The sequence below is a fragment of the Salinihabitans flavidus genome (assembly GCF_900110425.1).
Taxonomy (GTDB): Bacteria; Pseudomonadota; Alphaproteobacteria; order Rhodobacterales; family Rhodobacteraceae; genus Salinihabitans; species Salinihabitans flavidus.
Window position 1 is genome coordinate 15425 of record NZ_FODS01000033.1, and the last position, 13558, is coordinate 28982.

At 62.8% G+C, this 13558-nt stretch carries 13 protein-coding genes; 6 read left to right on the top strand and 7 right to left on the bottom strand.

Annotated features, from left to right (window positions below; genetic code table 11):
• Both BMW66_RS20130 and BMW66_RS20135 read left to right on the top strand, forming a co-directional pair.
• Positions 1-1188: MFS transporter (locus BMW66_RS20130; protein ID WP_139196236.1), on the top strand; the 1188-nt coding region annotated here is incomplete at its 5' end.
• Between the two features lie 334 nt (positions 1189-1522).
• Positions 1523-2242, top strand: a complete 720-nt coding sequence (locus BMW66_RS20135; protein WP_139196228.1) for a hypothetical protein — start codon at positions 1523-1525, stop codon at positions 2240-2242.
• 766 nt (positions 2243-3008) lie between these two features.
• Here BMW66_RS20135 and BMW66_RS17750 read toward each other — a convergent pair.
• Positions 3009-3515 (bottom strand): hypothetical protein, encoded by a 507-nt coding sequence (locus tag BMW66_RS17750; RefSeq protein ID WP_093120413.1) that lies wholly within the window; start codon positions 3513-3515, stop codon positions 3009-3011.
• Positions 3516-4267: 752 nt separating this feature from the next.
• Between BMW66_RS17750 and BMW66_RS17755 the strand changes: the two genes are divergently transcribed.
• The 4 genes from BMW66_RS17755 to BMW66_RS17770 all read left to right on the top strand — a co-directional run bounded on the left by BMW66_RS17755 (position 4268) and on the right by BMW66_RS17770 (position 7714).
• Entirely contained in the window at positions 4268-4882 is a 615-nt protein-coding gene (locus BMW66_RS17755) for a c-type cytochrome (RefSeq protein WP_093120414.1), read from the top strand.
• Positions 4883-4896: 14 nt separating this feature from the next.
• Positions 4897-5778 carry a c-type cytochrome gene (locus BMW66_RS17760; protein WP_093120423.1) on the top strand — a complete coding sequence of 294 codons (882 nt, stop codon included), beginning with the start codon at positions 4897-4899 and terminating at the stop codon, positions 5776-5778.
• Between the two features lie 75 nt (positions 5779-5853).
• Positions 5854-6300 (top strand): c-type cytochrome, encoded by a 447-nt coding sequence (locus BMW66_RS17765; protein WP_245729539.1) that lies wholly within the window; start codon positions 5854-5856, stop codon positions 6298-6300.
• Between the two features lies 1 nt (position 6301).
• Positions 6302-7714, top strand: a complete 1413-nt coding sequence (locus BMW66_RS17770; protein WP_093120416.1) for a multicopper oxidase family protein — start codon at positions 6302-6304, stop codon at positions 7712-7714.
• Positions 7715-7783: 69 nt separating this feature from the next.
• Here BMW66_RS17770 and BMW66_RS17775 read toward each other — a convergent pair whose 3' ends face one another.
• From BMW66_RS17775 to BMW66_RS20665, 6 genes are all read right to left on the bottom strand, one after another.
• Positions 7784-8650 carry a cation diffusion facilitator family transporter gene (locus tag BMW66_RS17775; protein WP_175483305.1) on the bottom strand — a complete coding sequence of 289 codons (867 nt, stop codon included), beginning with the start codon at positions 8648-8650 and terminating at the stop codon, positions 7784-7786.
• Between the two features lie 63 nt (positions 8651-8713).
• Complete coding sequence (locus tag BMW66_RS17780; RefSeq protein ID WP_093120419.1) at positions 8714-11050, bottom strand: heavy metal translocating P-type ATPase; 2337 nt, start codon at positions 11048-11050, stop codon at positions 8714-8716.
• 103 nt (positions 11051-11153) lie between these two features.
• A complete protein-coding gene (locus tag BMW66_RS17785; RefSeq protein WP_245729540.1) occupies positions 11154-11468 on the bottom strand; it encodes an SHOCT domain-containing protein in 315 nt (104 codons plus the stop codon).
• A 2-nt stretch (positions 11469-11470) separates the two neighbouring features.
• On the bottom strand, positions 11471-12871 hold the full coding sequence (locus tag BMW66_RS17790) for an ATP-binding protein (RefSeq protein WP_093120420.1): 1401 nt from the start codon (positions 12869-12871) through the stop codon (positions 11471-11473).
• Positions 12871-13263, bottom strand: a complete 393-nt coding sequence (locus tag BMW66_RS17795; RefSeq protein ID WP_093120422.1) for a winged helix-turn-helix domain-containing protein — start codon at positions 13261-13263, stop codon at positions 12871-12873. Before BMW66_RS17795 ends, BMW66_RS17790 begins: the two co-directional genes overlap by 1 nt.
• Positions 13247-13558 (bottom strand): transposase (locus BMW66_RS20665; protein WP_139196232.1); only part of this gene is annotated, 312 nt, incomplete at its 5' end. The genes BMW66_RS17795 and BMW66_RS20665, both read right to left, overlap by 17 nt.

The following is a 13558-nucleotide window of genomic DNA, read 5'->3' on the forward strand; positions in this document are numbered from 1 at the left end:
ATGGTGCTCGGCACGGTCTTCACGATCAAGATGGTGGCCTATGTCGGCATCGCTCCCATCGCCGGCGCCTTTGCCGACCGGGTGAACCGCCGCGTTCTGCTGGTGACGCTGGACGTGATCCGGGCCGGGGCGGCCCTGTGCCTGCCCTTCGTGACAGAGGTCTGGCAGGTCTATGTCCTGATCTTCCTGCTGCAATCGGCCTCGGCCGCCTTCACGCCCACCTTCCAGGCGACGACCCCCGACGTCCTCCCTGAGGAAGCACGCTATACCCGTGCGCTGTCGCTCTCTCGGCTGGCCTATGACCTGGAGAACATCGTCAGCCCGACCCTTGCCGCGCTGCTTCTGGCGGTGATGAGCTACAACACGCTGTTCCTGGGCACCGTGGTCGGCTTCGCGGCTTCGGCGCTGCTGGTGGTGTCTGTCCTGTTGCCTAGTCCCCAGCCGTCAGAGAAGCGCGGCATCTACGACCGGACCACGCGCGGTGTTCGCATCTACCTAGCCACACCGCGCCTGCGCGGGCTGTTGGTGCTGAACCTCGCGGCCTCCTCGGCGGGGGCGATGGTTCTGGTGAACACAGTGGTCATGGTGCGCGGATCGCTGGGCCTGCCGGAAAGCGCGCTGGCCTGGACGATGTTCGCCTTCGGGGCCGGCTCGATGCTGGCGGCGCTGGCTCTGCCGCGCATCCTCGACCGGATCTCCGACCGGCCCGTGATGTTGGCCGGCACGGGCCTGATGGTGGCCACGCTGCTGGGACTGGCCGTCTCCGTGACCCTGTCCGGCCTTGGCTGGCCCGTTCTGCTGGGAGCATGGCTGCTGGTGGGCCTGGGATATTCGGCAGTGCTGACGCCATCGGGGCGGTTGCTGCGGCGGTCGTCGCAGGCCGAGGACCGCCCCGCAGTCTTCGCCGCGCAATTCGCCCTGTCACACGCCTGCTGGCTGGTCACCTACCCGCTCTCGGGCTGGCTGATGACGCAGTTCGGGACGGTTGCGGCCCTGGTCGTTCTCGCGACGCTCGCTTCGGCCGGCGCCGCGGCCGCGCTCCGGCTCTGGCCGAAGGAGGACCCCGAGGTGCTGGAACACACGCACGACAACCTGCCGTTGGACCATCCGCACCTGAATGGCCATCGGCGACACGCGCATAGATTCGTCGTCGACGACAACCATCCTCGATGGTCGCTGCACCTGTGACCGTCGGGCAGGTCGCCTAAGCCGCATCCGCCGCGACGTGCCGGGCGAAGTGCAGGCCCGACAGCCGGGCCACAGCGAACAGGATCAGGAGCGCCAGCGCCGCGAGCAGGGCGAAATCCTGCAGCACGCCGAGCAGGATGGCAGCGCTGCGTCGCGGAGATGAAGAGCGCCGCGCCGCGGCCGGGTCGAAACATGAGCGCCACGCATACGGCGGCGAGGAGGAAGAACAGCAGAGCAAGCGGTCAAACTTAGGCGTTGTATTGCCCGAAAAGGGCAAAGAAGGCGTCTCGTGTAGAGGGCAGGTCCATACCGAGGCATCCTTTCCGCGATTGGGTTGACCTCCGCGAATAGCAATCCGCGAAATGTCGATGCGCGCCAGATATACGCCGAAGAGAGCAAGAGGGGCAAACCTGTATCAAAGGTCCGATACCTATTTGCTCGGGATGAATCGTCATCGGGTATCAACAAAGTCGAAACCGATGGAAACCTTGCCGAGCAGGCCATCCGAGATCGCGTTCTGACAACCAAGACCGGAGACACCCTCTTCCTGAACGCAACGCTCGCGAAAGGCGGTAGGTATGAGCCTCACCATGTCAGCATTCAGCACAAAATTGCTGACAGAAGGAACACGATGAAGCAGACGTTGATGGTGCTTCCAGATCAAGAACGCCGCGCCAGGGTAGAAGTCACGATCTCCGGAACAGACACGTTGAAGAACTGCGGTCTCGATACCGTCGACGATCTGGGCCGCACCTCGTTTCGGACGCTCACCAAAGGCCTCCTCAACTTCAAGCTCCCGATGATCGAGCCGTGGCAGCATCTCCTTGACGACGCACAGACACAGATGCGCACACGCGGTGTTCATGGCATAGACCTCAGAATGCGCGCCCTCGAGCTTGAGAAACGTGAGGCGCAGCGCCGATCAGGTGCAAAACTGCCGCGTAAGACGGAAAGGGAAGGCATGGCGCTCCAGGACTGGCAGGAGATGAATGGCGCCATAGGGGCGGCGCTTGACGAACTGACGAGACGCTGGCGTAGTTTCTCCTTCAGGTAAGGGGTGCGGCCGCGCGCGCTGAGCGTTCCAGAGGGGAAAGGGGGTTCAGTGCGTTGGCGCCTCGGGTTCTCTGGCTTCTTCTTCGTGTTCTTCTCTCTATGAAGGATGTATAGTGGTGAGTGTGGTGTAGGAAGGGATAAAGGTGTATTGTAAGAGGGATACCCAGTTATTAGAGCGCGCGTGTGCTCCCGGGGAGCGAACAGGTGCTGCCAGGCCGCTAAGTAATCAGTTACTGGGCATTTGGCATTTCGTCACGGTGCCGCCCTTGCTTCAGTCGTGGCTGAAATTCGAGAAATTGACGTCAGAATCTTCTCGTAGGAGCTAATCGCACGGATCTTTGGTGCCCTGGCCATCTGGTGTTCTCTGACGCACGAGACCGGAGTCGGAGCACGACACTGAGCCAGCCGAGACCAAGTCGAGGAAAGTGCCGCGCCGTTCAGGACTCGTAGAGCGCCTGCAGTGGGTCCTAGAGTCGCACGACGGGTTTGTCGGTGGCAATGGGGCACTGGCGATCCAAACGCTCTCCACGAGTCTCTCCGGGGCTCTGGCGAGGAACATACCAGTGCCGGCCACGCCGCTCAGTTGCATGAGGTGGTCCCGATGGCGATCCCGGATGCGAATATCGACCAGAACAACTGTTCGTCTCGTCTCATTGATTGGCGCGCGGCTATCAGCGCTTTCGCGTGGTGCTGTGCTGAGGCCTGAGTGCGCTCCCCGGTTGTGATCCACGAAAGTGCCAAGAAGTTCTCGGAGGTCACAACGTAGATCAGGGTGCTTTGTTCTTGGCTGCCCAGGCTTCCAAGTCTTCGATCATGCTATCTTGGACCTGCGTATCCCGGATGAGCGCCATGCCTAGAGATGCATCCAATGGACTTCGGCCCACTTCACGCATGACGTCCCCGTTCTTCAAATCCCACCGCTTCATGATCTCGCTCACGGCAGCCTTAAGTGCAGGAGGAAGGTGTCGTTTGCCGGTTGTCGTGCGGTTGGGTGATTTCACATGCACAGGTGTTGACGCAGGGGCGCTGGTTGCAGCCGGCGCAGCGCACCCGATGAAGGCCTTGAATGTATCGCGCTCAGCCGTGCTGGCCTTTCCCCAAGCGGCTTTGAGCATATCAAGGCTGGTCCGCTTTTTGCGCATGCCGGCCTTCACCAGAGCTTCCGACAGGTTCTTGAACCGTCCAGCCTCGAAATCAGTATGCACGTCAGTGTGTTCATTGCGCAGTCGTTCAAGATAGTAATTGTTATCGCGTTTATGCTTGGGTCGGGTCATCTGTAAAATTGCTCCGAAGGTTCCTTGAGAGCGTAGAATTTCTACTCAGGCAGCACTTGCCAGCCAGTGATCGTAGAATATCTACGCGCCTGTGCAAGATGTAACGGACTGAGCAGTGTTGTGTAGCGTGCCGACGCCACGCTGCACAACCCACCCGATCCGACCGCTATGAGCCTCGCTGGGCACGATGAGCATGTCTTGGCTAGTTCAAACAGCGCAAGACCGAAGCGCGCGGCCTCGAATCTCTCAGCGGCCTTGGCGAGCATATCGGTTGGGGCATACTGCCGAGAGTCCGTCATTGTTTTCACATCGCCTCCACCTACACATGCAGGAGTTGACAGTCTTGCCGTGATCAGGAGACTGGCGGAGGACGGAGGCGGATACCTAGGCACCATGAAAACACAGGCAGTTACCATCATCGCCATAGTGATCGGCCTTTTCGCGCTTTGGTCCGCTCCGGCCCAAGCGCACAGTATGCATGCGAATCCGCCTGTCGAAGTTGTCGTCCAGGATAGCGAATCCGCAGAGCGTGTTTCGTCCGAACGTTGTGACGCCGGTCACGTTTGCCATGCACAGATCCTACCTCTGGTCTTGGTCGAACTGCCGCCTTACTCAATATGCTTGGCGACCTACCATCCGCTGAAAGAGTGGTTTGCTCGATCCCTGTCTCTGGTCACTGACCCACCGCCTCCGCGCGCCTGATCCTTTCGCGACCTTCGGGTCAAGAACCGGATCAGACATAGGAGAATGCAATGATACCCCGTATAATCGTGACCGGCGCCGCCTTGGCGTCGCTGCTCGGCGTTGCCGCACTAGCTCATTCTGGCGCCACCGGCGTGGTCAAGGACCGCATGGAAGCCATGAAAGAGATGCAAGAGGCGGTCAAATCCGTGGCCCCCATGATGTCGGGCACCGCCGCATATGACGCCGATGCCGTGCGTCGGGCCGCCGACACCTTCCGCCAACATTCCGGAACGGCGCTGACCGAGAGTTTCCCCGAGGGATCCACCGACGCGCCATCAGAGGCGCTGCCGACGATATGGCGGGATTGGGACCGCTTCGAAGATCTGGCCGAAACGCTCGGGGTGATGGCCGATGGCCTGTCGAGGGCCGCCGAAAACGGCCTGCACAGCGACGGCGGTATGATGAACGGAGGCGCGATGATGAACGGAGGCGCGATGATGGGTGGCGGTTCCATGATGGGCGATAGTTCTTCGATGGGCAGCGACATGATGATGGGCAACGCCCGTGGCATCATGCAGATGAGTGCAGAACAGATAGGTCAGATGCCGGCGGACGGCGCCTTTGCCATGACCACTCAGGTCTGCTCCGCGTGCCATGATCGGTTCCGCAAGGACGACGACTGATCATGAGCGTATTCATGAGACTCGGGTTCGCTGCGGTCGGATTGATTGCGGCGGGCGGTGCTGCCGTTGCTGTCTGGCCGGTGGGCCAGCCGGTGGAAATGGCGGAACTGGAGGGCAATGTCGAGCGCGGCGCCTACCTGGCGCGAGCGGGCGGCTGCATCGCCTGCCATTCCGACGCCGCATCGGGGCGCGCGCCGCTGTCAGGGGGCGCGCCCATCGTCTCCGGTTTCGGCACCTTTGTGCCGCCCAACCTGACCACCGATCCGGACCATGGTATCGGCGACTGGCGTATCGAGGACTTCGCAAAGGCTGTGCGCCAGGGACTCTCGCCTGAGGGCGCCCTCTATTACCCGGCCTTTCCCTATGCCTTCTATGGTCACCTGAACGACCAGGACATCGCAGATCTCTGGGCGGCATTTCAGACCGTGCCGCCCGTAGCCGATCCGGCGCCACCAAACAACGTGTCGTTCCCGGTCAACCAGCGCTTTGGACTGAAGCTCTGGCGTGCGGCTTTCCTGAACGCGCCGCCTACGAAGGCACGGCGCGACAAACCTGAGGCTTGGAACCGCGGCCGATGGCTGGTCAATGGACTCGCCCATTGCGGAGCCTGCCATACCGACCGCAACCTGCTTGGGGCGCGGCGGATGGCAGCGCGGTTCGCTGGCAGCGACGATCTGCCCGGTGGCAAGACCGCTCCGGCGATCACGCCCGAGGCGCTATCCCGCAACGGTTGGACGGTGGACAACCTGGCCTTCGCGCTGAAATCCGGTGTCGCGCCCGACGGCGACGTGTTGGGCGGTGGCATGGGCGACGTTGTGCAGCAAAGCACCGCTTGGATGAACCAGGAAGACCGGAAGGCAATGGCCACCTATTTGCTGGATGCCGCGGGCGATTGATCGGACACCGCACTCAGATGACCGGCGACACTGCGCCGCCGCACAATGGAAAGACACAAAAACATGAACAAAAACATGAAAAAGATACTCGCCTCCGTCCTTGTCATCACCGTGCTTGCCTCGGCGGGTTATGTCGCGATGACTAGGGATGACGCATCGAGCTCCACCGGACCGCAACCTCTCGAGTCGCCACCCGAGGGCGCGGCGCTGGTCACGGTCAGCGTTCCGGAGTCCCTTTCGGAGCAGGCGCAGATGGGCAAACGGATCTTCGACGCGGTCTGTGCAGACTGCCACGGGGAAAACGCTGCCGGCCGCAACGGTATGGGGCCGCCCCTCGTGCACAAGATCTATGAACCGTCGCACCATGCTGACCCGGCATTCCTGCTGGCGGTGCGCAACGGCGTGCGCGCGCATCACTGGCGCTTCGGCAATATGCCGCCGCAGGACGGGCTGACCGGCGCCGAAGTAAAATTGATCACGCGTTATATCCGCGAGCTACAGCGCGCCAACGGGATCGAATGACATGAGCCGGGACACATCCATCAAAATCCACCGCCGGGGCCTGCTGCTCGGGGCCGTCGCCGCGCTTGCGCTGCCGATTCCCTCGCGGAGCGAAGCGGCCCCCCGCGCCCTCGTCGCGCGGCGGGGCAAGGCGCAGGTTACGCCCGAGGGGTATCCAGAGACGGAAATCTGGGGCTTCGACGGCCAAGCCCCAGGCCCGCTTCTCCGCGCCCGGCAGGGCGCGCGGCTGCAACGGCGCCTGGTGAACGAGTTGCCGGTGCCAACCTCGGTGCATTGGCACGGAATCCGGATCGACAATGCGATGGACGGGGTGACCGGACTCACTCAGGCGCCGGTCGCGCCGGGGGAGATCTTCGACTACGCCTTTGACCTGCCGGATGCGGGCACCTACTGGTATCACGCGCATACCAACTCCTACGAACAAGTGGCGCGCGGCCTCTATGGCGCGCTCATCGTCGAGGAGGCGGATCCGCCCGACATCGACCGGGAAGAAACCCTGATCCTGGGCGACTGGCGGCTCGATCGCGAGACGGCGCAGATCGCCGACGATTTCGGAGCCTGGCACGACCTGAGCCATGCCGGTCGCATGGGCAACATCGTCACCACCAACGGTAAGTTCGACTTGAAACGCGCGGCCCGGCGCAACGAGCGCTTGCGCCTGCGGCTGATCAACGCCGCCAATGCGCGCATTCTCGCGCTGTCGCTGGTCGGTCTTGAGGGCTGGATCATGGCGCTGGACGGGATGCCGCTGGAGCACCCCTTAGCGGCGCAGGGCGCGCTGCGGCTGGCGCCGTCGCAACGCATGGACCTGATCGTGGACGTCACCGCGGCGGACGGGGAGACTGCCCATCTCGCGCAGATGAACGATGACGGAAAATGGTGGTCGCAGGTGGCCTGGGACATCACCGGCAGCGCCTCGTCCCAAAGGCGCCCGCGCCCCATGCCGCTGCCGCCCAACCCCCGCCAGGCCGTGCCGGGCGTGAAAGACGCCAGGACGGTTACTCTGGCCATGGAGGGCGGCGCCATGGGACGGCTGCAGGCCGCGACCTACGCGGGCAAGCGCCTGGCGTTCCGCGATCTGGCCGAGAGGGGACAGTTCTGGGCCTTCAACGGCACTGTCGGCCGAACCGACGCGCCGCTGGCCGAGGCAGCCTTGGGCGAAACGCTACGCATCCGGATCGTCAACGACACTGTCTTCCCGCACGCGATGCACCTGCATGGGATGCATTTCCGGGACGTGAAAGACGATGGTGACAGTCTCGGACCGCTGCGCGATACGCTTCTGGTGCAGCAGGGCGAGACGCGCGAGATCGCCTTCGTGGCCGACAATCCCGGTGGCTGGCTGTTTCACTGCCACATGCTGGCGCATGCGGCGTCCGGTATGACCACATGGGTGAAGGTGCGCGACGGCTAAGCGAAAAAGCCGGGTCTCGATCTTCAATCCGCCATCTGGGCGGCGTCCGGGTCACGTCGCCCCTAGCGCTTATTTGTCCCGGCGCGTTATGTCGATCGCTTCCGTGCCGCTTTCGTCAAGGCAGCGATCCTCTACCTGCAGCGTGACGAAGAAGAAGCCGAAACGCTCGCGCAACAGGCTATGGGCCGTTTGCAACATCGCCTGGGGATCCACGTCATTCCGGACACGCAGATGACCCGAAAAGACATGTTTTCCGCTGGTCAGCACCCAAGCATGAATATGGTGCACGTCCAAGACGCCGCCGAGCTCTTCGAGCGAGCGGGCAACGTCGGAGAGACTGACCTCGGGTGGGGTCCCCTCCATCAGCAGGTGCGCCGACTCCTTGAGAATGCCCAAACTGGCCCAGAACAGAACAATGCCAAAGACCATGCCGAGGAGCGGGTCGATCAACAGGAAGCCGGTAAACCTGATCACCAGTGCGGTTACGATGATGAGAAGGCTGCCCACGAAGGTCTGGATGATGTGCCAGACCGCGCCGCGGACGTTCAGGTCGCTACGGCTCTGCTTCCAGATCAACCCCAGAGATATGAACTCCGTGACCAGCCCACCGACAGCCGCCAGCAGCATGGGGCCGGTCGGCAGTTCGATAGGGTCCGCCAACCGCATCGCCGCCATCACGATTACAACGATGGCCATGCCCAGGAGGAAACCGCCATTCACCAGCGCGCCGATGATTTCGGCGCGATACCAGCCGAAACTGCGCTCTTCGTCGGCCGGCGGTCGGGCCAGCCGCGCGGCGATGATCGCCACGAGCACGCCGCCTACGGCGGAAAAGGTGTGAAACGCATCCGAAATGACCGCGATCGACCCGGTCCAGAGGCCGAGGCCCATCTCGATGAAGAAATAGATACCTGTGAGCCAGGCGGAAATGGCCATTCCGCGACCGCTGGACGGCATGTGGGAATGATGCATTTGGGCCATGCAGGGCCTCCTGTTCGATCACAGGTCGATGCGCCGAAGCCGCAACGCATTGGAAATGACAGAAACCGACGAAAGGCTCATTGCCGCGGCTGCAATCATCGGCGAGAGCAAAAGTCCCAGGACCGGATAGAGCACGCCTGCCGCGATCGGCACTCCTGCGGCGTTATAGGCGAAGGCGAAGAAGAGATTCTGCTTGATGTTCCGCAGCGTCGCCTTGGCGAGTTTTCGCGCCCGAACGAGTCCCACGAGGTCGCCGCGCATCAAAGTGATCCCGGCGCTTTCGACGGCGACGTCCGCGCCCGTGCTCATCGCGATGCCCACATCGGCCGCAGCGAGCGCCGGCGCGTCGTTCACCCCATCCCCCGCCATCGCGACGCTGGCGCCCTTGGCACGCAGCTCCTCGACCAACTTCTGCTTGTCTTCGGGCAACACGCCAGCACGCACCTCGTCAATTCCGAGCTTGCGGGCCACTGCGTCGGCAGTCCGCTGATTGTCTCCCGTCGCCATGATGATGGTCAGCCCCAGCGCGTGAAGATCGCGAATGGCGCCCTCGGTGCTTTCCTTGATCGGATCGGCCACGGCCACAAGTCCGGCGAGCCGATTGTCGATGGCGACATACATCGCCGTCTTGCCCTCTGCTCGCAGGGCGTCGGCGGTCTCGTCGGTCACATCCGTTTCGATTCCAACCTCCTCCATCATCGCCCGGTTGCCAAGCGCGACGGCACGTCCATCCACCAGGCCGCGCACGCCTTTGCCGGTGATTGCATCGAAATCCTCGGCCTGCGCAGGCGTGATCCCCCTCTCTCGGGCGCCATCTATTATCGCCTCCGCGAGGGGATGTTCCGAGCCGCGTTCCAACGCGGCAGCGTGTGACAGGACATGATCCTCCTCGTAGCCCTCCAGCGCGACTACGTCCGTCAGTTTCGGCTGGCCCTCAGTTAGCGTGCCCGTCTTGTCGACGATCACCGTGTCGACCCTGCCCATGCGCTCCAGCGCCTCGGCATCCTTGATGAGGACGCCGACCTGCGCGCCGCGGCCGGCGGCGGTGGTGATCGAGATCGGAGTGGCCAGACCGAGCGCGCACGGGCAAGCGATGATCAGGACCGACACCGACGCAGCGATAGCATAAGCCAAAGCCGGGTCAGGACCGACAGCGAGCCAGGAAAAAAACGCCACGACAGCGACTGCGACCACGGTCGGCACGAAGATGGAGGCCACCCGGTCGGCCAACCCCTGTATCGGCGCTCGCGACCGGCGCGCACCCGCGACCATCTCCACGATCTGCGCCAGCACCGTATCGGCGCCAACCTGCGTTGCGCGGATGGCGAGCGTCCCATTCTTGTTGATGGTCCCGCCGGTAACGCGGCCTCCCTCGGTCTTCTCGACGGGAACGGGTTCACCTGTAATCATGCTCTCGTCTACCGAACTGTGGCCTTCAACCACTTCGCCGTCGACCGGAACGCTGTCGCCTGGCCGAACGCGGAGCAGGTCATCTTCGAGGATATTCTCCAGGGGCGCGTCGTATTCGGTGCCGTCAGGCAGGATGCGCCGCGCTGTCTGGGGGGCGAGGTCCATGAGCGCTCGGATCGCATCACCAGTGCGTTCTCGGGCGCGAAGTTCGAGCACCTGACCGACAAAGACCAGCGTGATGATAACGACTGCGGCCTCATAGTAGGTGCCGACCCCTTCCCCCATGCGGTATTGCTCCGGAAACACGTCAGGCGCGAAGGTGGCAAAGAGCGAATAGACATAGGCCGCGCCCACACCAAGCGAAATCAATGTCCACATATTGGGTGACAGGTTGCGGATCGACTCCACGCCCCGCTGGAAGAATGGCTGTCCCGCCCAAAGAACGATCGGCGTGGCAAGGAGGAATTCCAGATAGATCGAAATGCGGTGGCCGAGCCAGTCGCGGATCGGAATCCCGATAAGCTCACCCATGGTCAGGATGACCAGTGGAACTGCCGCCGCTGCACTGATCCACATTCGGCGTGTGAAATCCACCAATTCCCCGCTTGGCTCGTCGGAGGGGACTGTCGGCTCCAAGGCCATGCCGCAGATCGGGCAGCTTCCGGGTTCGTCGCGGACAATTTCAGGGTGCATAGGACAGGTCCATTGCGTGCCGGGCCCGGCGGCTTGGCCCGCACTTCCAGAACGGCCGGAGGCGTAGAACCACGGATCCTCGTCGAATGTCTGGCGGCAATCCTCGGAGCAGAAGAAAAAGGTCTCTCCGCCATACGTGCGCGTCAAAGCGTCGCCGTTTGTCTTGACCTGCATCCCGCAAACCGGATCGGTCGATGAATCGGAGTCCTTTTGCACTTGATGATCGCTATCGTTCCCGGAATGCGAGGTCATGCTCTCCTCCTTCGAAAAGATCGTTGCAGGCAACAGTCGCCGACGGAACAAGGACACCTTCATGGAGCCCTACGCCTGCGACCGCGAGTGAGGTGCCAGAACTCTATTTATTGCCGAGCGCCCGCTTGCGCCGGTCGAATTCCTCTTCGTCGATCTCGCCCTTGGCGAAGCGTTCCCTCAGAATCGCAAGGGAATCGTCGTGGCGACCAGATGTGCGGTCATTGATAGTCAGCCAGCGGACCACGAACACGATAAGCGCAATGATGAGCCCCCAGAAAACCAGCATCATCAATGCGCCCCCGATGCCGTAACCGCCGCCCCACATCATGTGACCGTAGCGCTCCGGCGCTTGGGCGAGACCGCGGTTCGCGATAACGCTCATCGCTGCCGCAGCGATCAGGATTGTGCGTAGTGTCATGATTATCTCCTTTCATCTTTTTCTGGGTCCCTCGGAACCGTAATCGTGACTGAGAGCCCGCCACGCGCGCGATTCTTCAAGGTAACATCGCCGCCTTGACCCCGCAGAATCGTGCGTGTGATCGACAGCCCCAGTCCGTGCCCGCCCGTGTCGCGTGAGCGCGACTTCTCAATCCTGAAGAACGGCTCGAACACCTCGTCCATTGCGCTTTCCGGAATCCCGGGGCCGTCATCCTCGATATGGATGTGAACAGAGGTGGCATCCGCGCTCCAGGACACGCGCGCCGAACCGCCATAGCGCAGGGCGTTCTCGATCACGTTGCGCAGCGCGCGGCGCAGGCTTCGAGGCCGGACCCGGAAGTGGATTTCCTCGCCCGCGTCGATCTCGAATGCATCCAGCATGTCCTTGCGCAGGTGCAGCAGGAACTCCCCGACCGCCATCGTCTCGGGCTGCTCGGTTTCCGAGATCCCCCGCGCGAAGGCTAGGGTCGCGTCCACCATCTCCTGCATCTCCTCGATATCCGCAGTCAGTGTTTCACGGGTCCCTTCCTCCTCGACCAGTTCAACACGCACGCGCATCGCCGTCAGAGGAGAGCGCAGATCGTGCCCGAGGGCACTGAGCACGCGCGTGCGATCGGCGATCAGACGGCTCAGCCGGCCCTGCATACGGTTGAAGGCCTCGGTCAGCTCACGCAGTTCGTGCGGCCCGGTCACGGGCAAGGGTAACGTTTCCTCACCGCGGCCAAAGCCGTCCGCGACCATGGAGAGGCGGTGCAAAGGTCCGATCAGGCGGGTCAACAGGAACCATGAGACCGCGATCAACAGCAGGCCCGCTGTCATGCCGAAACTGAGCACCGAGACCAGCGGCCATTGAAGCGCCGGGCGCGAGAAACGGGTTCCAACATTTAGCCATTGCCCATTCTTGAGCGCGATCGACAGGTTCAACTCAATCGTTGAATGCGCGCCCTGCATCATTTTCCTGTGGATCTCGGCCATATCCGGCGAAAGATTGGGCAGCGGTAGAATGCGACCCTCGACCTCGTGCAACTCGACACGGATTTCCCGACCAGGCTCACCATCAAGGAGCGAGCGCAGACGCGCCTCCACCAAGCCACGCTCATCGTCATGCGCGGTGTGATCCACCGACGGCCTAGGGGTCATGGAGAACCGGACAAGGGGCGAGTCGGCAGCACGCAGGATGGCCGGATGCAGATCCTCCGGCACTTCTTCCAGCAGCCGCACGATGTTGGCCGCACGTCCAACGGCCTCGAAGCCGAGTGCGGCCCGCACCGCAAGATTGCGCTCACCGATCAGGGTCCACAAGCTCACGGCCTGGGCCAGCACGAGCACAACGACAATTAGCAGGATCAGCTGTGTGCGCAGACGGCGGGGACGCCACGACATCACGTCACCTCGGTGACATCCGCGGAGAGGCTGTAACCTCCGCCATGAATTGTCGTGATGATCTGCGGCTTGGCGGGATCCCGTTCAACCTTGCGGCGCAGGCGGCTGATCTGGTTGTCGATCGTCCGGTCGAGCGGGGAGCCCGCCCGGCCTGCTGTCAGGTCCTTGAGTTGATCCCTGTTCAGCACCATTCGCGCGCGCTCCAGGAGGACAGTCAGCAGTCGAAACTCGGCAGTGGTGAGACCCGTCTCATCCCCGGCGTCATCGATCAGGACGCGGCGATCTGTATCCAAGCTCCAATGGGCGAAGCGCACCATCTTGCCGGCAAGGGTGCCCGCCGGCGGTTCGAACCGCTCTACCCGACGCAGGATCGCCTTAGGATGCGGACTCATAATGCCTTGCCCAGAGGCGGGAGCAAGCCATGAGCACCGCAGCGAGATAGTTGCGGGCGGATTTCTCGTAGCGTGTCGCGATCTTGCGGAAGTGTTTGAGCTTGTTGAAGAACCTCTCCACGAGGTTGCGCTGCCGATAGATCGCGGGATCGACCGAGCGTTGCACATTGCGGTCGCGCTGGGTCGGGATGTGGCCGCGTCCGCCATGCGCGGCGATCAGCTCGAGGATCGCGCGGGCGTCGTAGCCCCGATCCGCCACCACATCGCCCGGCGCCGGATGGGCGGCCAGCAGGTC